Source organism: Paraburkholderia sediminicola (assembly GCF_046027825.1).
Classification (GTDB): domain Bacteria; phylum Pseudomonadota; class Gammaproteobacteria; order Burkholderiales; family Burkholderiaceae; genus Paraburkholderia; species Paraburkholderia sediminicola_D.
Window position 1 is genome coordinate 1 of record NZ_JAQQDU010000093.1, and the last position, 25,419, is coordinate 25,419.

The following is a 25,419-nucleotide window of genomic DNA, read 5'->3' on the forward strand; positions in this document are numbered from 1 at the left end:
TCCCGATGAACAAACCTGCAAATGATGCCGCCACGAACGCGCCCAGCCCGCTGAAACCGAAGAACGACGCTGTAGTCACCGAATACATTCCGCTCTTGACCAGACCCGGTCCGACGTATGCAGTCATGAAAAGGTCGTAAAACTCGAACCAACCTCCGATCGATACCAGCAGCACCAGCATCCACACGGGCCGCGTGGCGGGAAGCTGATCGAGACGTTGATTGATCCCCGAAGCAGATTCGGACGTGTGAGCAGGCTTCACCTGAGCCTCCGTCACTGCCTGAGACGATATTGCATACATCAATGCTCCTCCTGGCACTTTGACAGTGCGCCGCTTATGGGGTGATCGTCACCCGGATTTGGTTTTGTAATTGCAGTCTCGCGAAGACGGCGACGCGTCAAGCCGACTTCTGCTTTAAAAATTCATCGGATTACGCATGAAGCCATGCGCGATTCGCTGCTTATCGTTACGCCTTGATCTCGACGGAGGCTTTCGACCCACCTGCCCCAGCCAAGTAGTTCAGCATCTCCGTTCCACTTGCCTACCAACTGGATACCGAGTGGCAAACCATGACGGGACCGCCCAAAGGGAATATGCAGACATGGCCAGCCGAGTACCGACCAGACCACGTTGAATGCAGAGGAACCCGTAGCCGCAAGTCCCAGCGGCGCTTCACCCGGCACGCTAGGAGTGAGAATCAGATCGGCGTCGCCGAAGTGCATGTTCCACGTATCTCTTAGCGAGGACTGAACGTCCTTCATCCCACGATATTGGCTGCGTGAGATCGCAAGGCCCTGCCGAACACACGCCAGCAATACCTCGCTGAGCCCGCTGCGTACTACCCTCGCGACTGACGCCAGGCTGCGCGCGAACTCGTACTGCATGATGGTTCGATGTGCTTCCACCAGCAGCGCGAATTCCTGTGGAAAGGCAATCTGCGTACAGGTTGCGCCGTAATCTATCAGCGCACGTTCGGCCATCACGAGTATCTCTCTCGCGTCTGAATCCAGAGCATGCAGCGAGGTGCCGCATATCACCGCGACTCGTGGACGTCTCGCCGGCGATTGCAACACGCGCTCGTCGGACAGCAGCACGTCAGCAATAGCACCAATATCGCTGACCGACGTTCCGTACCATCCGATCACATCCAGCGATTCGCACGACACCTTCATGCCGTCTCGCGGTACAGCACCGAATGAAGGTTTGAAACCCGCCACGCCGCAGAACGCCGCGGGCCGGATGATGGAACCGCCTGTCTGCGTGCCGATAGTCACGGGTACCATGCCGGCAGCAACCGCTGCAGCGGAGCCGCTAGAAGAGCCACCCGGCGTGCGCCGGAGGTCGTGGGGATTACGCGTTGGTCCCGGGTGTTTATAGGCAAATTCGGCCGTAACGGTCTTACCGATCGGCACTGCTCCTGCGGCACGCAACATGCCCACGCATGCAGCATCAAACTCCTCGGCGCGACGCGCGAAAAGCTGCGCGCCATACGCGGTTGGCATGCCGGCAACATGTAGCACGTCCTTGACGCCGATGGGCACGCCGGCAAGAGGTGCTGCTGTATCTACTGCACTTGTTGCTTCAATTATGTTCGCACGTGGTGCGATGCAAGCCCACGCACGTATTTGCGAATCCAGCGCTTCGATTGACGCCAACGATCGGCGAACAAAGTAGTCTTTCGGTCTCTCTTTTCGTCGAACCTGTCCGGCGATCTCACGCACGCCTAGTTGTCGGATTTCACCTTCCATCTTTCCGTTCCTGGGTTATCTCGCACCACCTCTTGTGATGCTGTCCCGAAGCGTATATAACGGATTATTCATAGTCCAATTCATAATGAATAGGCATTTATGTCGAAATCTGAATTAATCGCGGCCAGCGTCGACGCGAAACTGGTCGCGACGTTCTGCGTAGTGGCCGAGGAATTGCATTTCGCGCGGGCGGCAGAGCGCCTTTTCATGAGCCAGCCGGCGCTGAGCCACCAGATCAGACGGCTCGAAGAAACGGTCGATGCGGAGTTGTTCGCCCGCACCACGCGTTCGGTCCAACTGACACCAGCAGGCGTCGTGATGCTCGAGCACGCGCGGGAGCTTCTGAGGGACATGGAGCGCATGGTGCGCCGTGTCAGGCAAGCTGCACGCGGAGAAACGGGTAGGCTATCGGTCGGGCTGACACCTACGGCAGCGTGCTCTCCGCTGGCGGAGGCACTACATCAGTACCGGCTGGCGAACCCAGGAATTGAACTGGACCTGCATGAACTGAACTCCATCGAGATGCAGAGTGCGCTGAGACTGAGAACGATCGACGTCGCGCTTATGCGGCCCACCGCAGTGGACGCAGACATGCGTGTCGAAGTGATCTATCGTGAGCCGATGTATGTGGCGATGCGATCTGATCACCCGTTGACGACAAAATCCAGTGTCGATCTGGCAGAGCTTGGTAGCTATCCACTCGTCGGATATCGAGCCGATGCCTCGCCCTACTTCCGGAATCTCATTCATTCGGCCTTCTCGATTGCCCGCGTAGTCCCTTCATTTCTCCAGGATAGCGTATTGCCGACGTTACTAACGCTAGTCGAAGCAGGCGTCGGCCTTGGCGTCGTGCCGGAGTCGGTCATCAGCGCGCGCGGCGGCAATCTGGTCTATCGCAAGTTGCCCAAGCGCGAAGAATTGACCGCAAAGATCGTGGTGACTGAATGCGAAGCGCAGCCTAATCCCGCAGCACGACCATTCATCCTTTCCATTGCAAATCCGACACCACAAACCGATCACACGGGTTGAATAATCAGGCGTTATGACGACCTCAACGAATCTCCAGCATCGTGGACGGCAGAGCTGGGCCTTGCGCGTGCCTCCGTCGACGGGCTCAGGTCGACATCCCGCTACTTCGAGTCCACTCTCTACACACCCATAGCTAAGGTTACCGCGATGAGAACGACCGCTTTAAGTTGGTCTTCGGCCGCTCGCCCCCCTTTGTCGAACGCCCCTTGATGGCCCGGTCCCTGTCTCATTCGATCGGCATATCTGGCCGACTGCGATAGTTCGAAGATCTTCGCCCGATTAACTTGAGTGGGCCCTTTCAGCTGAAGTGAAAACGAACCGCCTTCAGATATGTGAAGCCCCCCACTTTGTCAGGACCTCTGCCTGTAGTTCACACGGCAGCGAGCAATTTGTCCAAAGCCTGCACGTCGGATTCCGTTCAGCGCCGCTTGCGATACGCTGCCTGCGTGGCAGATGCATACGCCAATTTCATCCGCCGCTTCGGTGCAGTAGCTGTCTCCGAAGCTGATACAAGATGCCCAAGTGTCGCGGCGGCGCCCGGAGTGTGTGACTGTAGCCACGCTGTGACGACGTCATCACGCATCCAGCCCCTGACGAAGCTCGCGGCCAAGGCGAGACAGCAAAGGTCGTCGTGATAGCTCGGCGTCAGCGACTGCACCATCTCCTGCATGTGCGTAAGACCCTTTTCCATCCCGGAAAGCAGCCTTGCGCGATGGCGGTCAGACTGCCGGCCGCGTGGATCGTCCGCGCGTTGTGATGCAGGCGTGGCCGCGAGTAACGCGCGCGCCAGATCGCCCGAACAGTTGTCCTCCCCAGCCATCACCAGTGCTGCGGCCAGCTGACGCACTGTGACCATTCGCCTGAGCGCAGCCACAGTGCGGTCCGGCAGTCGGTATCCAGCCAGCAGTGCGAGTGCCTCCGGACAGATGCCCGCCGGACCCGCCCGCTCTGTGGAGGTCTCGGCCCGCGCGACGAATCTGGCAGGACGGGCGGTGGTCATGAGTTCCTTCCGCTCAGGCGATCTCGAAGCAGTCGTGGCATCGTAGCGAAACCCTGGCGTCTTAGCAGCGCCACAAACGCGGGATCGGACAGTAGCTCCCGCAGCACGCTTTCCAGAATAGCCATCTCCGCTCGAACGGATTCCATCAGCCTAAGAAGAGTTTGCTGCCGTGCGCGTTCAAGCATGAAAACCTTTCGCGCCCTGGCTTCGGGCGTTGATTTCCGGTTCGCGGGACACTGGCCGTCGCGCAACGGGGCCTGAGCCTGGTCGTCCGCCGGGACAGCCAGATCTGAACTGACTGGAATCGCCTGTGCCATCGCTTCTACCTCGCGGCCGAACTGGAGACCGCCGGCAGCACGTCGAGCGAAACAGTGTCCGCTAGCACAAGCAGTGCTTTCAGATCGAGACGTCGGTACGCTTCAAAATGGGACTGGCCATGACGGAACACCACGGTGTATTCGCCTGCACGCAGACTGCCGCGCGGCAGGATATGGAAATCAAGCAGTTCTGTGCCCGCACGTTCGATACGAACATAAACCAGAAAGTCGATCGCGAAACAGTCCGGCCAACGCGCGGTCCAGTAAGGCAGATGCCCCTGGATCATCCACGGACGGCGCACGACCAGTTGCATCCGTAGTGCGCCATCGACGCACAGCGTGGTGGTGTGCTTTTCATACCGGACGTCGTGTCCGAGTTCGCGCAGCATTGCAGAAACGCTGTCCGCGACGTGCCGCTCCATACGGCGTTCGACACATCGGTTTTCGGAGCGCTCGGGATCGAGGTTCGGCGCATAGCCGATGACTTTGTACGCTTCGTTGAGACTGCCAAACTCGTGCGCCACTTGCTCCGCCGACGGCGCGCTTCGGTAGTGCCTCAGCAACTTCTGGTTGATTTTGCCTGTCCGGCTTATGACCTTGCGCATGCCATCAATGATCTCTTCACGCGTCGGTCCGCGCCGGCTACGTGCGAGCCTGGCCTGAACGGCTGTAAAGAGCCGCCTATCAACCACAGCGGCGAACGCGCCCGGTACCCTTATCCACTCGTCATAGGGGACCTGTCGCCAGGGACTATCGAGTTTGGACGTCGTGCGACTATACACATTGGTGCCGATGTATTTCTCATTGCGCAGGATCTGCATGACGTGCTGCCCCTCCCAGGGGTGCCCGCCTCCGTTGACGATCCCAAAGTCGTTCAGACGTCGCGCAATCCCGGCCGCCGTGACCGGTTGCGTCGCATACCACTCGAACATCTTACGGACGATGGCCGCTTCGCCCGATGAATCCGGGACAACGATGACACGATCGGTCTGCACGTTCTTGTATTCATGGCGGCCAAGTGGTTGTCGGATCTCCCTGCGAGCGTTGACGAGCACGCGACGCAGACCGTAACCCACAGGCCCCGCAGTGTGAAATCCGCGCTGGACGTTCAGACAGTGACCGAGAAATATCTTGCGCGACATCTCCCGGCTGAATTCACCAGCCATCGCCCGCTTCATCGCTTTCAACACCGACGAGAGTGGACTGCCGTCGTTCTCAAAGGGCTCAGCGACGTAAATAATGTTCACGCCAGCGCGGCGGCATGTGTACTCATAGAAGGCGCTCTCATCGACATCCTGGAAACGCCCCCAGCGGCTGACGTCGTACACCAGAACGCTGGAAAACCTGCGAGCGGGATTTTCCACATCGAGCAGCAGTTGGATCAGCGCCGGCCGGTCACGTAATGTGAGACCGCTGATGCCCGCGTCTTCGTAGTCCCGCACGATCCGTATGTTGTGTGTGGCTGCATACCGGGCAATCGCTTCGCGCTGGAAGAGCGGAGAGTATTCCTGGTGATCGGTGGACATGCGAATGTACTGCGCGGCCCGGGGCGGCGCAGCCGGGTGAATAGAAGGTGTCCGGGCGCGGGACATGGAAGCTCGACCGACGGTAAGCTTCAGTGCTAGTGTTTTTCGCTACGAAGTCAAGATCGGCGATGACGCTTGCCGCGAGAGGAAACCGACATTATTGCCCGGCGCCCGCTCCAGTCCGGCATCAGAAACATTTGCGGCGACGCCATGCGTAGAATTACTTGAGGACGGCAATTCGCAGGGCTACGAACGCTTAAAGCCCGGTCGCAGCTCCAATCCTGCACGGAGGTTCCAGTGAACGAAACCCAGGCGAACAAACGCACTGAAGTTCGCCTTGAGCGGCGATTATTGAGGACGGCTGTCAACGTGCGATCATCGTCTGTGCCGACATGCTGGACGTCACCCAGACAAACGGCGCTTACGAGCAACTATACGAGGTTCGGGACGTTTCGCCAGGTCCTCACGTTTCAGCTAAGGCAGCACAACACAATTCTGACCGGATACGGTACAACTGATGATCGAATCTACCGGATTGGACGAGGAAGCACGCGCCGAAATGCTCTGCTATCTTGCAACAGCGCAGCTTGTCGCCATGGCGCGCTGCGGTGATTGGCTACGCACAGATCACCTCGTCGAGTCGACACGCATCTGGCTGGCCGGAAACGGCGCGAAGGCCAACTGGTCAGAGCGGGTGCAGCTTGGCAGTCTCTCAGAAAAGATCGCGCTCGACTTGACAGGTCTGCCGGGTTTCGGCGAACCGGAATACCTGGCAAGACTGTTCACCGACGGCTGGAGACTGGACTATCGATCGCCTGTTGTGCGTGGAATCTACTCAGCTTGCGTGGCCGAGCTGAGCGGGGAGGCATGACCTGGTAGTTACACTGCCTTCGACCGTGGAGCTATCGATGTTGACGAGGGTGTCGCGCTCGTCGAATGAGAATGGCGGACGTTGCATCGGGGCCGAAGTCGACCCACTGCTGACGCTCGTGTTCGTACCGCGGGGTAGGCTCTTTCCAGGGCATAGCAGTCGTTCGTTTAGCTCTAGTACTTCGATTTCTGCAACTTAACGGGCGGCCGTTCCAAAGCACGAGTAGCCAGCGGCGTCGACATTACCATCGAGGTGCGGGTTTCTCCATACAGGTTGATCCTTTCGATCAACCGTTCCAGATCGGTCATATTCACCGCAACCAATCGCATCACGTACGAGTCCGCTCCGGTCACGTGTTGGCACTCGAGCACCTCGGAAATCGTGTCGAGCAGCTTGAGAAACTTCGCTTTCGCAGGTTGCGAGACGGTGATGCCGACCAGTGCGCTCACCGGATAGCCCACCGCTGCTGGATTGACGCGCGCCACGTAGCCCTCGATAACCCCCGCCTCTTCGAGACGTTTTACGCGTTCCGTCACCGCCGGCACCGACAAATGGACCTGACGAGCAAGTTCCGTATAGGTCATGCGGCCGTTCTGCTGCAGAAGCGAAAGCACCTTCCAGTCCAATTCGTCCATGATGGCAATCTTTTTAATGTAAAACCGCCATTCTCCCTTAAAAATCCCCTTCAGCGGCGCTCAAGTATTGCCTACGATGCATCTCCGTACCAACGCGTATCGTAGGAGCAGGAAAATGCTGTTCATCAAGTCTGTGGCGATGGGGTTCTCCATCGCAGCGCCGGTTGGTCCCATCGGCATGCTATGCATCCAGCGAACCCTAAGCCGTGGTTTCCGCTCCGGTTTCGCGACAGGCATCGGCGCGGCATGCGCGGATACGGTTTATGGGCTACTCGGCGCGCTCGGTATCGCAGGAATTGCGATGACCCTGCCGGTGCTCACCATCGTCCTGAAAATCGGCGGTGGGGCGTTTCTCGTGTGGCTGGGCTGGACCGGCGTACGTGGAGCGTCGGCTGCGCCGTCGGTTTTATCAGAGGCACAGCGTACAACGGTTGCACGCGATTTCCTGACGACGTTTGGTCTAACGCTATCCAACCCGATGACCATCCTCTCGTTCATTGGGGTTTTTGCTGCACTTGGACCACTGCCTACCACGCAAGGGGCGCCAGAAAGCACAGCGTGGCTTACGGTGTCGCCTATGGTTACCGGGGTCTTTGTCGGCTCCGCAGCCTGGTGGCTGTGTCTGAGTAGCGCGACGGCGGCACTGCGCAGAAAGATGCCGGACTCATTCATGCACGGTATCGCGCGTCTATCGGCCCTCGTGATCGCAGTGTTTGGGGGTATTCAAGTGGTCGCCGGACTCAGTTATTTTATTTAGGGTTTGACCGCTCGTTTGGCACGCCAACGACCGCTATTTGGAATCTATGGGCCGCTCGAACGTCTGACGGGTACACAAGTCACCGGCAGCAGATGGCCGACGGCCGTCCGGCGCGATCGACAGCAGCCGACCCATTCCGGACGCTGCACCAGGTGCCATTTCAAGGGCAGATTTCAAGGTGCAGCGGTCACTCATGCATTTCGTTGGCCAATATGTGATCGGCAGGAGCAACCTTTGGCGATCAGCCAGGCGCGGACTTCGCCCTGCCCGACCTGCCGAGTGTCGTGGAGGGAAGTTCGCCAAATTGGCACAAGTAATCTTGCGCGAATCTAGCAAAATGAAAGAATCCCCAGTGCATAGCGATGGCCGTCACCGTGGCGTTTGTACCGCGCGCCGCTTTCAGGGCGCGCCGCGCGCAATTGAGCCGGCGCATCCTCAAGTAGGCAAGCGGCGCGACACCATGAATCTGCAAGAAGGAGCGCTGAAGCGAGGCACGGCTGACTCCCAGCCCCTGACACAAAGTCATTACCGTCAACGGCTCGTCGGGGCTGCTTTCAAGCAATGCTTGCGCGGCTTGGGTGATTCGATACGCACTACCCGACGGCATCTGAGAGGACCTTGCGGTCGAGTTGGAAAGGATGCGGAGCGTTCGCTCTACCACGACCTTTTCCAGGTATTCGTGATTCAATGCCTCAAGCTGGCTTGAATCAGGCGAATGTCGAAGCGACATCAAGGTCTCGAGCATGTCGTTCAGATCACTGGAATCAATGCTATCGAACATCAGCGCTTGGCCCCCGTCTCCCGCCAAGTCGTAACCCAAGGTGTCTGCTGCTTGTAAAAAGCGATCCTGGCGGATCCGAAAATAGGCTATCTCGCTTGGCGGCAAAAGCACTTCGTACTCGTTGTTCGCCGGTAGGTAGGCGACAGTCCCTTGCGAAATCGCATCGAGGTCGCAGCGTGCCTGACCTGAGACCGAACGGACGAAGCACACCGAGCAATAATCGGGCGGGAAATGTAGCCGCTTCAGCACGGTGCGATTCTGTCGTTCAGCAGCCACGAGTGTGTCTTGAAAACCCAGTTGCTGAAACCGGCCGGCAAACGCGCCTCCATCAACCTGGTCGTACTCGGTTGGCATCCATCGACGCTGAACGCCTGCGGCGTCCTCTACATCGGTCGTCGCAAGGTCCAGCCATGAGAGCCCACCATCGACATCCGCCGCGTGCTCGTCCGACGCGCCTTGGGCAGCCACATTCACTGATCGGTTTGGCAGATCCATGCGTAAATTTCCATGCGTGACTAATTTCGGATAGCTGAGGGGCAAGCAATCAAGTAATTTGCTTTTGCATCACCGATTATAAGAAAAAGACAGAGTCTTCAAAAAGAGCCTTACAGGTCAAAAAATTCCGAGGAAAAGCAATTGGAGCTGGTACCTTCTCTGCCGCGCTGCTCGCGGCAATCTTCCGTGGCGACGCAAACGGGCGAGATGACTCGTGTCGACATAGCGTTGTTCAATGGCTTTACGCTGCCAAAGATTGCAGCGCTTATGGAGATCTTCCAGAAGGCAAACGCACTCATCGCATCGCGGCGATCGGGCCGCGCGCACTATGACGTCTCGCTGCTTTCGGCTGGGGGTGGCCGCATCGCAAGCCCGTCGTCGGTGTTTGTCTGGACGGACAGCGTCGAGTCGCACCGAGGTACGAATGACAGGCACCTGCTGTTCATCGCAGGTGGCGCGGGCGTGCAGCAGGCGTGCCGCGACGAACGCCTTGGCAACTGGCTGCGCCGTAGGCATCCCTTCAGCGAGATTGTTCATCCCATTGCAGAAGGACGACTGCTTCTGAAAGCGGCAGGGCTTCCCAGCCGCTATTACGCGCTTCTATATGGCAGCAACGAAGCGCACGAACTTTACCGGCAACGCCGCTTGGCGAAGCGCCTACAGCCGTATGCACGGCACTGCGCATCGTCGAAGAGGATCTTGGGCCCGAACTGGAGCGGATCCACATCTAATGTCTAAAGACGAAAAATCTGGAAAGGAAAATTGAGGTTTGCCAGGCGCCTACGAGACGCGCGGTTCGAATGTCGCTGATCGACCCACAACCGTCTCTCAGGCGAAATTGACGAGGGTCCGTTGCCAGACCGACAGGAGTCGATCGTCAATGAAGCCTCGATCTGCCGCTCGTGTCTCTCCGCTGGCAGGCAAGTCCTTGTCACGCTGTTCAGGGAGCCGTTGTACGAGCAGCGTCGTCCGGGGCGGCAGTTTACGGACTGTAAACAGATATTCCGTTAGCACAAAAACTATCCCAAAAAATGTGTTTTTTCCACAAATTGAGACGTACGGTCAAATGGCCGTAAGAAATAAGGCAGGCTCGCGCGCAACCATCGCGGATGAACCGCGAACATAAAACGACCAGCCACATACATAAAACGACCAGCCACATACGGGGAATTTCCAGCATGAAGCAGCACGTCCATCATCATCCCAAACAGAAAGTCCTGACTCTCGCCCTGACAGCCGCCCTGGCTGTCATGGCGCACGCGGCAATGGCGGCGGGCGGCGGCACTGTCAGCGGCACGGTCACCGGTTCGATCACCGGCCCCGTCACATGGGTGTCCGGCACGAACCTTTCCGTTGCGTCAGGAGGAGCCATTTCCGGTGGCCTTACCGTTAACGCTTTGACCACCGTGAATGGGCTCCTCAATTACGGCGCGATCGACGCGCTGACCAACAACGGCACCATCAACGGCGGCAGTCCCGGCATCTACACCACCGGCACGATCGGCACGCTGACCAACAGCGGCATCATCAACGGCAGCTACGCCGGCATCGAGAACGTAAATGGCTTGATCGGCACGCTCATCAACGGCGGCACCGTGCGCGGCTCCGCCATTGGCATCTATAACACCGGCACGATCAACACGCTGACTAACAGCGGCACGATCAGCGGCCAGGGCACCATCAGCGGCTCCGGCATCTCGAATTCCGGCGCGATCAGCGCGCTGACCAACAGCGGCCTCATCATTGGCAGTCAATTCGGCATCGTTAACAATGGTGGCGTGATCACCACGCTGGATAATGCCGGCGGCACCATCAGCGGTGGTTTCGCCGGTATCTCCAACAACAACGGCACGAACGGTACGATCAGCACGCTCACCAACAGCGGCACCATCACTGGCAGTCAAATCGGCATCGTGAACAATGGTGGCGTGATCACCACGCTGGATAATGCCGGCGGCACCATCAGTGGTGGTTTCGCCGGCATTGGCATCAACAACTACGGCACGATCGGCGCGCTGGATAATGCCGGCGGCACCGTCCGCGGCGGCGCCACAGGCATCTACAATAACGGCACGATCGACACGCTGACCAATAGCGGCACGATCAGCAACGTCAACGGCAGCGGTAGCGGCGCCGCCGGCATCGGCAACACCGGCACGATCAGCGCGCTGACCAATAACGGCAGCATCAGTGATACTGTTGGCGGCGCGGGCATCCAGAACATCGGCGGTAGCTCTTCCGGTACCGCCCGCATAGGAACGATCGGCACGCTGACCAACAGCGGCTTCATCGCAGGCCTTCAATACGGCATCGATAACAATGGTGGCGTGATCACCACGCTGGATAATAAGGCTGGTGGAACCATCAGCGGCGGCACGATTGGTATCGCGAATCGCATCGCTACTGGCAGCACCGGCAACCAGTTTGCAGGTACGATCGGCGCCCTGACCAACAGCGGCGTGATCAGCGGTGGTGTCACAGGCATCTACAACGACGGCACGATCGGCACGCTGGCCAACAGCGGCACGATTACCGGCGCCCAGTATGCGATCTACAACGATACGCTGGGCTCGCTCAGCCCAATCATCAATTCGGGCGTAATCGCCGGCAACATCGCGAACCTCTCCAGCAACGCCCTGAGCATCAGCGGCGGCACCGGTACGATCTTCGGCACGCTGACCGGCTCCGGCGGCACCATCGGCGCGATCACCAGCCCCAATTCGAACGTCGCATTCGTTTCCGGCAACCTGCTGCTGAACGACAACATCAGTGTCGGCAGCAACACGGTGAACAATGCCGGCGCAGTACTGCAGGTCAACCAGCCGGTCACGATCACCGGCAATTACCACCAGACGGGCGGCACGCTGCAGGTCGGCGTGGTGAGCTCGACGCAGTCGGGCCAACTGGTGGTCACGGGCGACTCGACGATGACGGGCGGCTCCGTGAGCATCGTGCCCGCGGGTTATGCGCTGGCCGCGGGCCAGCGCTACGTGGTGGTCGATACGGCGGGAACGGCAACCTACGGCTCGGGCCTGGCCTATTCGGCCGGCACGCTGACCGCGACGGGCTCCAGCACGATTACTGGCGGACATAATGATCTGGTTGTGACGCTCAGTGCAGCACCGACGCCTACGCCTACGCCGACTCCGACTCCGACTCCGACGCCAACACCCGCTCCGAGTCCCACGATCGCGACCGCGCCGAACGCCATCGCGTCGCTCACAGGCCTGCTGGGTTACACCGGCATCAGCAGTCCCGCGCTGCTGAACCTGTACAACGCCGCGCTGGGCTCGCTCAGCCAGGGCTCAGGCGCCACCGCCAACCGTATCGGCAAGCAACTGGGCGCGACCCAGACGGGCTGGGCATCGGCGGCGCCGACCTTCGACGCGCTGAACGTGGTAGGCGCGCACGTCAACACACTGCGCCTCGCACAGGCATCGGGCGCACCGGGTGAATCGGGTGTGTCGACCGGCGAAGGTCCGGCGCAGTGGGGCGTATGGGGCCAGGCATTCGGCGGCCATGCAAGCCAGGACGAGCGCGACCAGGTGGACGGCTACAGCGCCAACTACGCCGGCCTGCTGCTCGGCGTGGACCGGGCGATCAATGACCGCTGGCGTGCCGGCGGCGTATTCAGCTACAGCAATACGGCGATCAACAACACCGGCGACACCGCCGGTGACTCCACCCGCGTGAACGGCTATGGCCTGATCGGCTATGCGAGCTACACGGGCAGCCCGTGGTACGTGAACCTCTCGGGCGCCGTGTCGCAGCAGCAGTACGACACGACCCGCCTGGTCGGCATGCAGGGTTATGCGGGCGCGGCCAGCGGCCACTTCAGTGGCCAGTTGTATGTAGCGCGGGCCGAAGCCGGCTATCCGCTGGCGCTCGGTAGCGCCACGCTCACGCCACTGGCGAGCCTCACTTACAGCTATCAGAACCAGGGTAGCTATACGGAGAGCGGCGGCAACGGCTCGGCGCTGTCGGTCGATTCAAGCCATGTCAGCTCGGTGAAGAGCAGTCTCGGTGCGAAGCTGGAGAAAGGCTTCTCGACGAGCTACGGCGAGATCGTGCCGGACGTGCAGGCGCAGTGGATTCACGAGTACGACCACACGAGGCAGGCAACGGGCGCGGGCTTCGCGGCCGACCCGACGGGTCAGACCGCATTCACCACGGTCGGTGCGACGCCCGTGGCGGACCTCGCCGACATCTCGGTGGGCGTGACGCTGCTGCGCGCGAACAACCTGAGCCTGTCGGTGCGTTACGAACTGCAGGCGGCACCGGGCTTCCTCTCGCAGACGGGCATCGTGCGCCTGCAGCAGAAGTTCTGATCCGCTGAAGCTGACCTTGCTGTAGCGGAACCACCGGGCTGTCTGTTCGCTTCTGTCCCCCAGGACAAAGCGTGCAGCCGGCCCGGCGATATATGAAGAACCTGTTCCCTGCGCGTAGTAGCATCCCGACTCCTGTCCTTTCAGCTGTTTGCTGCCCTCCCCCATGTCGACCCCGCCCAGCACACCCAGCCAGGAAACCCTAAGCATTCCCGAAGCGCTGAGTCGCGCCCATGCCCACTGGAACGCCGGCCAGGCCGAACAGGCTGAACAGTTATGCCAGCGCGTGCTGGCCGCGTGGCCCGGCCAGGCCGATGCGCTACACCTGCTCGGCCTCATGGCTCATGCGTACGGCAATCTGGACCTCGCGCTTACCCATCTGCGGCAGGCCTGCATGTCCCCGCACGCGCCGGCTGTCTATTCCAGCAACCTCGCCGAGATGTATCGCCAGAAAGGGCTGCTTGCCGAAGGCGAAGAAGCCGGCCGGCGGGCCGTGGCGATGGACCCGGCGCTGGTGTCCGGCTGGAACAACCTGGGCATCCTGTTGCAGGAGGCAGGCAAGTTCGCGGAAAGCCTCGTGTGTCTCGAACGTGTGATCGCACTGCAGCCCGGCTGGGCCGAAGCGCACAACAACCTTGCCAACACGTCGAGGCGTCTGGGCCGCATGGACCGTGCCGAACAGCATTACCGTCAGGCGCTGGCCCTGAGTCCCGCCTATGCCGAAGCGCACAGCAATCTGGCATTCCTGCTTTCCACTCAGGGCCGCTATGACGAAGCGGCGGCCGCTGCGCAGCAGGCCATCGAACTCAGCCCGCGCCTCGTCGACGCCTACCTGAACCTGGCGGAAGTGGAAGTCTCCCGCCATCGCCATGAAGCTGCTTTGCGCGCGCTCGATATGCTCGCAGCCTTCGCCCCCCAGCATCCGGCCGCGCTGGTGGCGCGCGCAAAGGCGCTCAAACAGATTGAACGTCTCGACGAGGCACTCGCCTTCGCCCGCGAGGCCGTGGCGAGTGCGCCGAACAGCGCCGATGCGCACAACACGTTCGCGCTGGTGCTCCAGGCGCTCGGGCAGACCGACGAGGCCCTCGCGCAGTTCGAACAGGCTGCCCAACTGCCCGGCGCGGTGGCCGAGGAAGCACTGGTTGGGCGCGCCACCCTGCTGATGGAGGCGGGTCGCAAGGACCAGGGGCTAGCCGCCTTCGAGCGGGCGCTGGAAGCCTTTCCGGGCTCGGTACAGGCGCTGGCAGGCCGGGCCGACGCGCGTACCTTCAGGGCCGGCGACCCCGACATCGCGGCGCTCGAAGCGTGCCTCGCCGAAGGCGAACGCCGCTCGTTGACTGACCGGATCTCAGCCCATTTCGCGCTTGGCAAGGCCTACCTCGACATCCAGGACCCCGCGCGGGCTTTCCACCACCTCGACGCGGGCAACCGCCAGAAACGCGCGACCTTCACCTACGACGGCGCCGCGAACGGCCAGTGGATGGAACGTATCGCGGCAGCCTTCACGCCAGAACTGTATGACACGTTTCGGGGCGCAGGCGAGCCCTCGGAGCTGCCGGTGTTCATCGTCGGCATGCCGCGTTCAGGCACCACGCTCATCGAACAGATCGTGTCGTCGCACCCACGGGTCACGGGAGCCGGAGAGCTGTCCGCCCTGCGCCTTGTGGTCGACGGCAGCGGCCTCTTTCCGGAGAAACTGAAGACACTGGCAGGTCAGGATGCCGCGCAGTTCCTTGACCAACTCGGCCTAGCGTATCTGTCCCGCGTCGCGCCACTTGCCGAAGGGCGGGCACGCCTTGTCGACAAGATGCCGGGCAATTTCCTGTACGCCGGACTGATCCCGCTGATCCTGCCGGGCGCGCGCGTCATCCACGTCCGGCGCAACCCGGTGGATACCTGCCTCTCCTGCTATACCAAGCTGTTCGGCGGCGAGCAGCAGTTCACCTACAACCAGAGCGAACTCGGCGTGTTCTACCGCCACTACGAACGCCTGATGGCGCACTGGCGCGAGGCATTGCCGTCAGAGCGCTTCATCGAAGTCGATTACGAGGCCGTGGTGGACAACCTGGAGGGCGAGGCACGGCGTCTCGTGGATTTTCTGGGGCTGCCGTGGGACGACGCCTGCCTGAGCTTTCACGACAACCGCCGGGTGGTGCGCACGGCGAGCGTCAACCAGGTGCGCCAGCCGATCTATAAAACCTCGAAAGGCCGATGGCAGGCTTACGCCGGCTATCTCGCCCCGCTGCTTGAAGCACTCGGGATCGACGCGCCATGACACCCGGCCTCGTGCCCGACGTTCCGTTCATCGGGCGTCAGGTTAGCCCGCTTCTTTCAGCCGGCCGCTTCGAGGAAGCCGAAGCGATGCTGCATCCGTATCTCGCCTCAGGTAGCGGGCCGCTCGCGCTGTGGAAGCTGCTGGCGGCGGCGATTCGTCCGCAGGGACGCATCGCGCAAACACGGGCCATCCAGGAGATGCTGGTGGCGCACGCACCGGGCGATTTTGCGACGCGGTTCGATCTCTCAGAAACGCTGCTCCTGATGGGCGAGTTCGAGCGCGGCTGGCGGGAATATCACTACCGGTACAGCCTCGCACATACAACGGTCATCGAGCGTAAGGTGCAGCGCCCCCGCTGGACTGGTCAGCCGATCCCGGGCAAGACCCTGCTGATTCACGACGAGCAGGGCTTTGGCGACACCTTCCAGTTCATGCGCATGGTGCGATGGGCAAAAGAGCGCAGCGGCGCGCGGGTCATTCTCGAGGTCAACGCGGAAACGCTGTCGCTCGCCCGACGTAACAAGGGCAGCGGGGATTTCGACGACATCGTGGTACGCGGCAGCCTGCCACCCGCATTCGATGTGCATTGCGAAATGATGAGTCTGCCGATGGCGATGGGCCTGACGCTGGCCGACCTGCCCGGACGGATACCGTATCTGAGTGCCGATCCGCCGCGGCTGGAGAAATGGCGGCAGCGCCTCGCGGGGTTGCCACGTCCACTGCTCGCGCTGGTGTGGGCGGGGCGCCCCACCCACTTCAACGATGCCAACCGTTCGCTGACGCTCGCACAACTCGCGCCGCTGGCAGGGTCTGGCGTCACGTTCCTGTCGATCCAGAAGGGGCCCGCCGCAGCCGCCGCAGCCAATCCGCCGCCGGGTATGTCGCTCGTATCGCTGAGCGACGAAATCCACGATTTCGAGGACACGGCCGCCATCCTCAGCATCGCCGACCTGCTGATCTCGGTGGATTCGTCGCCGGTTCATCTCGCTGGCGCGCTAGGACGTCCCGTCTGGGTGATGCTGCCGTTCGTCCCGGACTGGCGTTGGCTGCTGGCGCGTACCGATACGCCGTGGTATCCGGGCATGCGCCTGTTCCGTCAGCCGTCTCGCGGAGACTGGGGCAGCGTGATGGCCACCATGGCGGCGGAACTTGACCGCTTCGCAACGTGAGGCGGGCATGCGCATGCTGATGCCGGTATCGACGCAGCGAGGGCGGTTCATTGTTGCGTTGGTGGGTGCGCTGCTGATCAGCGTGGTGGTCGGTTGCGCGACGCTCGACCGCAATGCCCACGCCGATTCGCTGGCCGGACCGGCCGGCCTGAAACGCGAACTGATCAACACCGACAGCTTCGTGCTGACCGCCTTCTCGCGGATCTCCCGGACCGGCGCACCGCTCGACCTCTATATCGAAGGCGACGGCCTTGCGTGGATTTCGCGCAACGAGCCGTCGCTGGACCCGACGCCGAGCGAGGCGTTGGGTCTCGCGCTCGCGGCAACTGACCCGGCACCTAACGTCGTGTATCTGGCGCGTCCGTGTCAGTTCGCACCGATGGCGATGAATCCGCGCTGCGGCGTCCCTTACTGGACCAGCAAACGCTTCGCACCCGAGGTCGTCGCATCGATGAACGAGGCAGTGAGCCAGTTCGCTGCGCGGGTGCCGGGGCAGCGCATCAACCTGGTGGGTTATTCGGGTGGTGGGGCGCTGGCCGTGTTGATCGCGGCACGCCGCGCCGACGTCGCGTCGATCCGAACGGTAGCCGGCAATCTCGACGATGAGTTCGTCAATCGCCTGCATGATGTTTCGTCGATGCCGCAGTCGGAAAACGCGATCGATTTCGCGAGCCGCGTTGCAGCGATTCCCCAGATTCACTTCAGCGGCGCCGACGACACCGTGGTGCCACCATCCGTCGCACAGCGTTTTGTCAATGCGGCCGGCGTGCGATGCGCGCGCGCATTGACGGTCCCCGATCTTGCCCACAATAGCGACTGGAGCGTCCGCTGGCCGGGGCTACAGGCGATCGTGCCGACATGCTCGCCCACGCCGCCAGGACAGTAGATGAAAGATTTCCCGTGTACTTTATGGCTGACGGGCCTGAGCGCGGCAGGCAAGACGACCCTTGCGCTTGCGCTCGCGGACTCACTGGCCGCCTCCGACGTGATCTGTCAGATTCTCGACGGCGATGTCGTGCGCCAGGAACTGAGCCGCGATCTGGGTTTCTCCAAAGAAGACCGCAGTGAGAACATCCGGCGCGTCGCCAACCGGTGCCGGCAGCTCAATGACGCCGGGACATGGGCCATTGCTGCGCTGATTTCGCCGTACCGGGAGGACCGTGGGTTGGCGCGCCAGACAGTCGGGAAAGCCCGGTTCTTCGAGGTGTACCTGGCCACTTCGCTCGCGGATTGCGAAGCGCGCGACCCGAAGGCGCTGTATCGTCGGGCGCGAGCGGGAGAGATCGCAAACTTCACCGGAATCAGCGACCCCTACGAGGTGCCGCTGATTCCGGAATTGTCGTTTGATACGAACAGGCAATCGTTGAACGAGTGTGTCGCGGCAACGCTCGAGTGGCTCGAGTTGAATGACTTTCGCGTGAAGCGCTGCGACTGACCCCGCGTCTGCGGACCTGCCCGCTGTTGACTGGCGGGCGACGGGTCAACCTGTTATCGGTGAGCGTCTCACTCCATCTCGGGAGCAGCCGTTCATTTACCTTGCCTGAACGGCACAAACTGGCCGAACTCTGCCTGATGCGATTGACTCAGTTCGACCCGGAGCCGCCGCTCAGGTGTTTTGGATGAACGTCCGTTCTCTGGGTTCAGGCCAGCACCGACCGTGCACCTGTCCGGCTCGCCGCCAAGAACTGGCCTCCCTGTCGTTACCCGTTTTTCCTTCGACTGCGCAGCGCGAAAGCGGCAAGCGTACATCCCAACATCGCGATGCCGGCTACGAAGAATGTATCGCTGTAAGCCATAAGAAGCGCTTCACGTCCAATCACTTTGTCGACGATCCCGAGTGCCACCTCGCGCGTACCATCAAGCCCTGACACCGCCAGCGCATGCGCCCTGTCAATGTGGCTCTGTGTCAACACCCTGACCATGCCGATCATGCGCTCCTGAAACGCGCCATTGAACGGGGTGATCGCCTCCCCAATGCGCGAAGCATGCAGCTTTTCCCGTTCGACCACGATCTGACTGGCGATCGCAATGCCGATCGCACCGCCCAGATTGCGCACCATACTGAACAGTCCCGAGGCTGATCCAAGCTGACTCTTTTCGATGCCGTCCACGGCCATCACACCGAGCGCGACGACCACCAGCGACTGTCCGATCCCGCGCACGATCAACGACGGCACGACCACATTCGCCGATGCATCCACGTTGAGATGAATGTTCATCAGACAGCCGATTGCCACCAGCAAAAAACCGGCGATGATGGCTGTGCGGGCACTCGTGTGACGCATCAGCGGCGGCGTCAGGAACGACATCACGAACTGAACGAGCCCGTACGGCACCATCATGACGCCGATATCACGCGCACTGTAGCCCTGCAATTCGGCAAAGTAGTTCGGCACGAGAAACACCACCGCGAACACTACGCTACCGAACAGGAACTGCATCAGACTGGCTATGCCGAAGTTGTAGCGGCCGAGCAATCTCAGATTGATGAACGGGTCCTCGCGACGAAGCTGCACGACCACGAAAATAGTCAGTCCAACGGCCGCGATCAGAAACATGTTCACAATGAAGCTCGAGCTAAACCAGTCCTTGCGGCCGCCTTCCTCCAGCACGATCTGCAGCGCACTGAGTCCGACTGCCATTGTCGTGATACCAAGCCAGTCTGCGTTGCGCAACCTGTCCAGATGCACGGGCTCCGGTTTGATCGCCCAGCCGATTGCGCCCAGCAGCACCAGCGCGGGTGGGATCTGCAGATAGAAGATCCAGCGCCACGAATACATGTCGGTTAGCCAGCCCCCCAATGAGGGTCCGGCGGCCTGCGCGACATTGTTGGCGACGGCAAACAGTGCCATGCCAAGCGGATGCCGCGAGGCCGGCAACTCCGTGACGATCAGTTGAAACGACAGTGGAATCAGCACGCCGCCGAACGCCCCCTGAAACGCGCGGGCGACGATCATGGCATTGATGGTCGGCGCCACCGAACACACCAGCGAGAAGATCAGGAATCCGCTTGTGCCGACCAGCATCACACGGCGGATCGAAAACACCCGCACGAGCCAACCGGTCAACGGAATGACGATGATTTCCGCCACCAGGTACGCGGTGGTAATCCACGAACCTTCCTCGAAACTCGCGCCGAGCGAACCGCGAATATCGGGCAGCGACGCATTGGTGACGTGCACGTTCATGCCGGCCATAAAGCAGCCGAACACGCCGCCAAGCACCGCCACCCATGCGCGCAGCGACACCGATTCATGAGTATGGGACAAGGCGTTCGTCGTGCTCATGAGCGGCTCGCGGAGGGCTGCACAACGGTGGTGCCGGTGTGAACGCGCGCGACGACTGACATGCCTGGCCGCAGGCTGATGGACTCGCGCTGCCCGGCGTCCAGCCGGATCTTGACGGGAATGCGCTGCACGACCTTGGTGAAGTTGCCAGTCGCGTTATCGGGCGGCAGCAACGCGAACTGCGCGCCCGAGCCTGGCGCGATGCTCAGCACGCGCCCATGCAAGGAATGCCCCGCATAGGTGTCGACGTCGATCTCGACCGGCTGGCCGGTGCTCATTGCGGCGACCTCCGTTTCCTTGAAGTTGGCGATCACGTAGACATCCTGGAGCGGCACCACGGCGAGCAGAGGTTGGCCGGTCTCGACGTATTGACCCGGCCTCACGGCGCGCTGGCCGACCGTGCCGTCGTTCGCCGCGCGAATCGTCGTGTGGTCGAGATCGATCTGTGCGAGCGACAACGCTGCGCGCGCAACACCGAGCTGGGCTTGCGCCTGCTCGATCGCCGCCATGCCTTGACTCCGGCGCTTCTCCAGCACGATTTGCTGGCCGCGCTGGGCTTGTACGGTCGCATTGGCCTTGGCCAGCGCGGCGTCGGCAGTGAGTGCGTCGGCATGCGCCTGTTCCCAGCGCTGCGCGCTAGAGGCCTGCTCAGCTGCCAATTGCCGGTAGCGCTCGGCGTCTGCCTTGCTGCGGTTGGCGCCTGCCCGCGCCGCGGCGACGTCCGCCTGCGCCGCGTTCATCACACTGCCTTGCTGGGCAATCTGCGCATCGAGCGTGGCGACGTTCGCCTGCTCCGCGTGCAGGGTCGCAAGCCCGGCATCGACCGTTGCCTGAGCCCGCGCGACCTTGGCCGCGTAGTCGGCGCGGTCGATATGCGCGAGCACGTCGCCCTGGTGCACCGGCTGATTGTCTTCGACATCGACGCTCGTTACATAGCCCGGCACGCGCGAACTGACCGTCACCACGTCCGCGCGCACATAGGCGTCGTCAGTGCTTTCGATAAAACGGCCGACGGTCCACCAGCGGATGCCCACCACGACAATCCCGGCGACGGCTATCGCCGTGCCCGCAAGCACAAGGTTTTTTCTGCTAAACGGCAATGTCTTTCCTGGAACGACAGTGGTACTCATATCAAGACCTTGATGAGAAAGTAATGGGCGTGTGGCGCGGCGACACGATGCGCTAGTGTTGCCAGCCGCCACCGAGTGCCTTGAACACGGCGATCTGATCGGACGCGAGTGCTTCAGTCGACACAGCAAGCGCTGCATCGCCGGCAACGAGACTCCGCTCGGCATCGAGCACATCGAGAAAGTCCAGTGCGCCCGCCTGGTAATTCAGTTCGGCGAGATGGAAGGCGCGGGCATCGTTCGCGCGGGCGGCCTGCAACGCACGTTGGCGTTCCCACTGCGCACCGTAGAACGTCAGCGCCTGTTCGGTTTCCTTCAACGCCGTGAGCACGTTGCGTTCGAACTGGGCGAGCGCTTCCGTGTTGCCGGCCTTGGCCTGTGCAAGCCGCGCGCGGCTCACCGCCATGTTGGGAAAGCGCCAGCTGATCAACGGCCCCACGCCCCAGGCCACCGCGTACTGATCGCCGAGCGATGCCAGGCTGCCGGTGGTCGACAGAAAGTTGACCGAGCCGCCCAATACGATCGACGGATACAGATCGGCACGCGCGACGCCGACCCGGGCGTCGGCGGCTGCCAGCCTGCGTTCCGCCTCCCGCAGGTCGGGACGACGGCGCAGCAGGGCGGCGCCGTCGCCAACCGGGAACGGCGCGTTGAGCACCGGCGCGAGACGGCACTGCTCGGCCGCCTGGGGAAACTCGCCAGGCGGGCGGCCCAGCAGCACGGTCAGTTCGAACAGCGCTGCGCGACGCTTGCCCTCGAGCGTCGGAAGTGTCGCGCGCGTTTCGTCGAGAAAGCCGCTCGCGCGCGTGACCTCGAGGTCGGACACCAGCCCGCGATTGCGTTGCCGGGTGGTCAGATCCACCAGGCGTTGCGCGATCCCGAGCGAGCGGTTGGCCACGTCGATCTGTTCGCCGTAAGCACACACGTGCATGTACGCGTCAGTTGTCGATGCGACGACGGCGACGCGGACCGCGTCCGTGGCCGCCTGCATCGCGTCGGCATCGGCTTGCGACGCTTCGACGAGATGGCGCACGCGCCCCCACAGATCCACTTCGTACGAAACCGCCAGCGAGGGCGCGTAAGCCCAGCGCGTGTCAGCCGACTCGCGCCGCGCCGCCGCGACGATCTGATCAGCACTCTGCTTGCCGTAGTTGCCGCCGAGTGCAAGCTGCGTTTCGGGCAGCCTGGCGGCCGTGGCTTCGTTCAGCACCGCTTGCGAACGCGCCAGACGCGCAACCGCGACCGCGAGATCACGATTCTGCTCGAGTGCCTGCTGGATGAGACCGTCAAGCACCGGGTCCTGGTAGAGACGCCACCAGTCGTCAGGTAATGGCTGTTGCGCAACAGGCGCATGTTCCGCCGACATGAACGACGCGGACGCTGCAGCCGACAACTGCGGCGCGCGGTACGGCGCCTCAAGAGAACACGCCGAGCCAAGCAGCGCGAACGCCGCAGCGCAGACCACGCGCAGAGGCGATTGTGTGAAGCGACGTGGCACGCGTGGCTGCCGCCTTGCGCCTGGACGAACAAGAAAATGAACGGTGCGATGAACGGTGCGAAAAGCGCCCGAAGGAACCATGACAGATACTCGGCTGTGGAATCGAAGGACTGATGGTAGAGTCCTGTGATTCGTTCATCTCTCGAAGAATTGCCATGCATCATCGCGAAATGGACAGCTTCGGTTTTTTCGAAAGCCAGAAGGCGCTTGAAGTCGCGCCCGTCACCGTGCTCGCCACGGATCAGCCCGCCGGCGCCGCGTTCCCGCCACACACGCACAGCAGCGGTCAATTGATCTACGCCATTTCGGGCGTGATGATCGTGCGTTCGGCCGCCGGCAGTTGGATCGTGCCGACCGGGCGCGCGGTGTGGGTGCCGGGCGGCGTGCGCCATGAAATCGAAATCGCGAGCGACGTGCAGATGCGCACGGTCTACGTGGCGGCCGACGCTCGCGACACATTGCCGGATAGCTGCAGGGTGATCCTGGTGGGTGCGCTGCTGCGTGAGCTGATCGTGACCGCAGTCGGCATCCGGCCGGTCGCCGGGGAGGGTGGGCGAGAACGGCGCGTGCTGGAGTTGATCCTCGATGAGATCCGCGTGGCCGAACCACTGCTATTGCATGTGCCGATGCCACGTCATCCGGCGCTCGTCGAACTGTGCGCTGAACTGATTGCGCAGCCGTCGCTCGACGCTACATTGCAAGGTTGGGCGCACCGGGCCAACATGAATGCGCGTACGTTCGCACGGGCATTTCAGCGCGAGACCGGTATGACGCATGGTTCATGGTGCCGTCACACGCGGGTCCTGCTAAGCCTTCCGCAACTGGCAACCGGCGCATCGGTGCTCGACGTCGCACTTGAACACGGCTACGACAGCCCGAGCGCGTTCACAGCAATGTTTCGCAAGATCCTCGGAGTCGCACCCAGCGAGTACTTCAAATGAGGCTCGTCCCGCACAGCACGACGACATCGGAGGCTGTCCGATTCGCGACGATCAGTTGACGATTTGCGTGCGCGGCGATCCGGGCTTCTCAAATAGACTGCTAGCGCCGAAGCGCGCTATTCAATGCAACGACAATCCCGCCCGGCGCCTTATCACCATTGCTCGGGGAATTCCACTGGACCTGATTCATTGCATGCGCGTTTTTTCTGTGCTCGCCGACACCGGCAGTTTTACCCGCAGCGCGGGACAACTCGGCGTCTCCACGCCTCATGCGTCGCGCGCTATAGCCCAGTTGGAGAGCCATCTTGGTACTCGTCTTCTGCATCGTACGACGCGTTCGATTGCGCTTACCGAGCCAGGGTTGCGCTATCTCGCCCGGGTGCACGAAATTCTAAGTGTGCTGGACGCATCTGAACGTGAAGTGAGGTTTGCATCCGCAGAGCCACGCGGCACATTGCGGATGCATTGCAGTGCAAGTCTGGCCGATCATTTCGTGTTGCCACTTGCCGCAGGATTTCAACGTCAATACCCGCATGTGAATTTTGATCTGACGGTGGCGTCGCAAATGCCCGATCTGGTTCGGGCACGTTATGACATTGCATTGATGGCCGCCAACCACCTCCCAGAGTCCAATCTGGTCGCATTAAAGGTCGGCGCTATTCGAAGCGTGCTGTGCGCGTCTGCTGACTACGTTGAGGAATACGGAGTGCCTTACACACTCGTCGATCTCGCAACACACCGCTGCCTGCAAATTGGGGGGCCGGCATTTCGCGAACGTGAGTGGCAGATGAGATGCGGCAGGGAAACCGCGACGGTGCCCATCGACCCACAGCTAATTGTCGATGCCGGACGCTCCCTGGCAATCGCTATCCGCCAAGGTATGGGTGTCGGGCCGCTGCCGTCGTATATTGCGTCGCAAGAGATACAACTCGGCGACGTTATCGCCGTACTGCCGGAATACACGGTCAACGAAACTGACCTGTATTTGCTGTATGCGTCCCGGCAATACCTCGATACAAAAATACGGGCATGGATCGATTTCATGAAGGCGCACATGCGATCGGGCAGTCCTGGGGACTTTGACGTAAGCCTATGAGGGTTCGGCACGCTTGCGGTTTTCCTGACGCAGGTTTGACCTTTCTCGCCTCAGTCGTCAGGGCGCCGCTGCATGTCCAAGGGCGGTTCATCTGCCGTAAGCAGCCGTTTGCGAATCAATTGTGTGGGACCGCTTCTGGCCGATTGTCGTCGGATGAGCACGTGCGAGCCGGGACTGCGCGATAGTCCGTGCAATGAGCTAAGAGGGGACGTTTCGCATGCTACAGATTTACTACAGCAATGGAAATCATCCATATCTGGCGGGCCTTGCGCCTGTCATTCCACCCCCTGAACTACCGTCACCAAAGTGACTTTGACCGGCTCAGTTCCGCAAGTGTCGTCCAAGAATAGACGCTCCTTCACGCTCTCAAATTTTGTCACGTTAGTCCGCCCCCAACGTCGGGGGCGAGAAAGCGTAAACAAACCAGATTCGCAGAACTGCGAAAACTTCACCGGCGGCCTTAGGCTTGATGGTCGTCAGTTTTGGACTGCAGTCGTATTTTGGATAAGGCCTTCCGTCCGTGTGAGGCCGCTCGGATCGC

At 61.4% G+C, this 25,419-nt stretch carries 19 protein-coding genes and 1 pseudogene; 11 read left to right on the top strand and 9 right to left on the bottom strand.

The annotated features are described in order from the left end of the window. Positions 1-262, bottom strand: a pseudogene (locus PQQ96_RS33810) (MFS transporter); the annotation flags it as partial. A gap of 161 nt (positions 263-423) precedes the next feature. Beyond that, positions 424-1,749 (bottom strand): amidase, encoded by a 1,326-nt coding sequence (locus tag PQQ96_RS33815; protein WP_408300578.1) that lies wholly within the window; start codon positions 1,747-1,749, stop codon positions 424-426. Positions 1,750-1,848: 99 nt separating this feature from the next. On the opposite strand from PQQ96_RS33815, the gene PQQ96_RS33820 reads away from it, so the two are divergent. Then, on the top strand, positions 1,849-2,778 hold the full coding sequence (locus tag PQQ96_RS33820; RefSeq protein WP_408300580.1) for a LysR family transcriptional regulator: 930 nt from the start codon (positions 1,849-1,851) through the stop codon (positions 2,776-2,778). Positions 2,779-3,196: 418 nt separating this feature from the next. Here the strand turns inward: PQQ96_RS33820 and PQQ96_RS33825 are convergent, their stop codons facing one another. After that, complete coding sequence (locus PQQ96_RS33825; RefSeq protein ID WP_408300582.1) at positions 3,197-3,778, bottom strand: plasmid partitioning protein RepB C-terminal domain-containing protein; 582 nt, start codon at positions 3,776-3,778, stop codon at positions 3,197-3,199. 322 nt (positions 3,779-4,100) lie between these two features. Next, on the bottom strand, positions 4,101-5,687 hold the full coding sequence (locus tag PQQ96_RS33830; RefSeq protein WP_408300584.1) for a recombinase family protein: 1,587 nt from the start codon (positions 5,685-5,687) through the stop codon (positions 4,101-4,103). 451 nt (positions 5,688-6,138) lie between these two features. On the opposite strand from PQQ96_RS33830, the gene PQQ96_RS33835 reads away from it, so the two are divergent. Beyond that, entirely contained in the window at positions 6,139-6,492 is a 354-nt protein-coding gene (locus tag PQQ96_RS33835; protein WP_408300586.1) for a hypothetical protein, read from the top strand. A 173-nt stretch (positions 6,493-6,665) separates the two neighbouring features. Here the strand turns inward: PQQ96_RS33835 and PQQ96_RS33840 are convergent, their stop codons facing one another. Further along, entirely contained in the window at positions 6,666-7,127 is a 462-nt protein-coding gene (locus PQQ96_RS33840; RefSeq protein WP_408300588.1) for an Lrp/AsnC family transcriptional regulator, read from the bottom strand. 115 nt (positions 7,128-7,242) lie between these two features. On the opposite strand from PQQ96_RS33840, the gene PQQ96_RS33845 reads away from it, so the two are divergent. Beyond that, positions 7,243-7,884, top strand: coding sequence for a LysE family translocator (locus tag PQQ96_RS33845; protein ID WP_408300590.1), 642 nt, complete (start codon positions 7,243-7,245; stop codon positions 7,882-7,884). A gap of 241 nt (positions 7,885-8,125) precedes the next feature. On the opposite strand, the gene PQQ96_RS33850 is transcribed toward PQQ96_RS33845, so the two are convergent. Beyond that, positions 8,126-9,160: a helix-turn-helix domain-containing protein gene (locus tag PQQ96_RS33850; protein ID WP_408300592.1), complete on the bottom strand. Its 1,035-nt coding sequence runs from the start codon at positions 9,158-9,160 to the stop codon at positions 8,126-8,128. A 207-nt stretch (positions 9,161-9,367) separates the two neighbouring features. On the opposite strand from PQQ96_RS33850, the gene PQQ96_RS33855 reads away from it, so the two are divergent. The 6 genes from PQQ96_RS33855 (at position 9,368) to cysC (ending at position 18,364) form a co-directional block, all read left to right on the top strand. Then, the gene (locus PQQ96_RS33855) at positions 9,368-9,898 is read left to right on the top strand and encodes a type 1 glutamine amidotransferase family protein (RefSeq protein ID WP_408300594.1); all 531 of its coding nucleotides are present in this window, start codon (positions 9,368-9,370) and stop codon (positions 9,896-9,898) included. 440 nt (positions 9,899-10,338) lie between these two features. After that, positions 10,339-13,488: an autotransporter outer membrane beta-barrel domain-containing protein gene (locus PQQ96_RS33860; RefSeq protein WP_408300596.1), complete on the top strand. Its 3,150-nt coding sequence runs from the start codon at positions 10,339-10,341 to the stop codon at positions 13,486-13,488. A 163-nt stretch (positions 13,489-13,651) separates the two neighbouring features. Further along, entirely contained in the window at positions 13,652-15,760 is a 2,109-nt protein-coding gene (locus PQQ96_RS33865) for a tetratricopeptide repeat-containing sulfotransferase family protein (protein WP_408300598.1), read from the top strand. Then, positions 15,757-16,929 (top strand): glycosyltransferase family 9 protein, encoded by a 1,173-nt coding sequence (locus PQQ96_RS33870; protein WP_408300600.1) that lies wholly within the window; start codon positions 15,757-15,759, stop codon positions 16,927-16,929. The genes PQQ96_RS33865 and PQQ96_RS33870 overlap by 4 nt, the downstream gene beginning before the upstream one ends. Positions 16,930-16,942: 13 nt before the next feature. After that, entirely contained in the window at positions 16,943-17,815 is an 873-nt protein-coding gene (locus PQQ96_RS33875; RefSeq protein WP_408300619.1) for an alpha/beta hydrolase family protein, read from the top strand. Continuing rightward, entirely contained in the window at positions 17,816-18,364 is a 549-nt protein-coding gene (gene cysC / locus PQQ96_RS33880; RefSeq protein WP_408300602.1) for an adenylyl-sulfate kinase, read from the top strand. Positions 18,365-18,629: 265 nt separating this feature from the next. Here cysC and PQQ96_RS33885 read toward each other — a convergent pair whose 3' ends face one another. Genes PQQ96_RS33885 through PQQ96_RS33895 form a run of 3 tightly spaced genes read right to left on the bottom strand, consistent with a single transcriptional unit; the run spans position 18,630 to position 22,841 of the window. Continuing rightward, positions 18,630-20,216, bottom strand: a complete 1,587-nt coding sequence (locus PQQ96_RS33885) for a DHA2 family efflux MFS transporter permease subunit (RefSeq protein ID WP_408300604.1) — start codon at positions 20,214-20,216, stop codon at positions 18,630-18,632. Beyond that, the gene (locus tag PQQ96_RS33890) at positions 20,213-21,346 is read right to left on the bottom strand and encodes an HlyD family secretion protein (protein WP_408300605.1); all 1,134 of its coding nucleotides are present in this window, start codon (positions 21,344-21,346) and stop codon (positions 20,213-20,215) included. The genes PQQ96_RS33885 and PQQ96_RS33890 overlap by 4 nt, the downstream gene beginning before the upstream one ends. A gap of 52 nt (positions 21,347-21,398) precedes the next feature. Then, on the bottom strand, positions 21,399-22,841 hold the full coding sequence (locus tag PQQ96_RS33895) for an efflux transporter outer membrane subunit (RefSeq protein WP_408300607.1): 1,443 nt from the start codon (positions 22,839-22,841) through the stop codon (positions 21,399-21,401). Between the two features lie 170 nt (positions 22,842-23,011). Here PQQ96_RS33895 and PQQ96_RS33900 point away from each other — a divergent pair, with 170 nt between their 5' ends. Together PQQ96_RS33900 and PQQ96_RS33905 are read left to right on the top strand one after the other, a co-directional pair. Next, on the top strand, positions 23,012-23,782 hold the full coding sequence (locus PQQ96_RS33900; RefSeq protein WP_408300621.1) for an AraC family transcriptional regulator: 771 nt from the start codon (positions 23,012-23,014) through the stop codon (positions 23,780-23,782). A gap of 55 nt (positions 23,783-23,837) precedes the next feature. After that, complete coding sequence (locus tag PQQ96_RS33905) at positions 23,838-24,878, top strand: LysR family transcriptional regulator (protein ID WP_408300609.1); 1,041 nt, start codon at positions 23,838-23,840, stop codon at positions 24,876-24,878. Positions 24,879-25,419: the final 541 nt, after the last annotated feature.

Bases quoted from the DNA above. Each gene is read 5' to 3' on its own strand.
- PQQ96_RS33815 (WP_408300578.1), bottom strand. From the start codon at position 1,749: ATGGAAGGTGAAATCCGACAACTAGGCGTGCGTGAGATCGCCGGACAG.
- PQQ96_RS33820 (WP_408300580.1), top strand. From the start codon at position 1,849: ATGTCGAAATCTGAATTAATCGCGGCCAGCGTCGACGCGAAACTGGTC.
- PQQ96_RS33825 (WP_408300582.1), bottom strand. From the start codon at position 3,778: ATGACCACCGCCCGTCCTGCCAGATTCGTCGCGCGGGCCGAGACCTCC.
- PQQ96_RS33830 (WP_408300584.1), bottom strand. From the start codon at position 5,687: ATGTCCCGCGCCCGGACACCTTCTATTCACCCGGCTGCGCCGCCCCGG.
- PQQ96_RS33835 (WP_408300586.1), top strand. From the start codon at position 6,139: ATGATCGAATCTACCGGATTGGACGAGGAAGCACGCGCCGAAATGCTC.
- PQQ96_RS33840 (WP_408300588.1), bottom strand. From the start codon at position 7,127: ATGGACGAATTGGACTGGAAGGTGCTTTCGCTTCTGCAGCAGAACGGC.
- PQQ96_RS33845 (WP_408300590.1), top strand. From the start codon at position 7,243: ATGCTGTTCATCAAGTCTGTGGCGATGGGGTTCTCCATCGCAGCGCCG.
- PQQ96_RS33850 (WP_408300592.1), bottom strand. From the start codon at position 9,160: ATGGATCTGCCAAACCGATCAGTGAATGTGGCTGCCCAAGGCGCGTCG.
- PQQ96_RS33855 (WP_408300594.1), top strand. From the start codon at position 9,368: ATGACTCGTGTCGACATAGCGTTGTTCAATGGCTTTACGCTGCCAAAG.
- PQQ96_RS33860 (WP_408300596.1), top strand. From the start codon at position 10,339: ATGAAGCAGCACGTCCATCATCATCCCAAACAGAAAGTCCTGACTCTC.
- PQQ96_RS33865 (WP_408300598.1), top strand. From the start codon at position 13,652: ATGTCGACCCCGCCCAGCACACCCAGCCAGGAAACCCTAAGCATTCCC.
- PQQ96_RS33870 (WP_408300600.1), top strand. From the start codon at position 15,757: ATGACACCCGGCCTCGTGCCCGACGTTCCGTTCATCGGGCGTCAGGTT.
- PQQ96_RS33875 (WP_408300619.1), top strand. From the start codon at position 16,943: ATGCTGATGCCGGTATCGACGCAGCGAGGGCGGTTCATTGTTGCGTTG.
- cysC (WP_408300602.1), top strand. From the start codon at position 17,816: ATGAAAGATTTCCCGTGTACTTTATGGCTGACGGGCCTGAGCGCGGCA.
- PQQ96_RS33885 (WP_408300604.1), bottom strand. From the start codon at position 20,216: ATGAGCACGACGAACGCCTTGTCCCATACTCATGAATCGGTGTCGCTG.
- PQQ96_RS33890 (WP_408300605.1), bottom strand. From the start codon at position 21,346: ATGAGTACCACTGTCGTTCCAGGAAAGACATTGCCGTTTAGCAGAAAA.
- PQQ96_RS33900 (WP_408300621.1), top strand. From the start codon at position 23,012: ATGGACAGCTTCGGTTTTTTCGAAAGCCAGAAGGCGCTTGAAGTCGCG.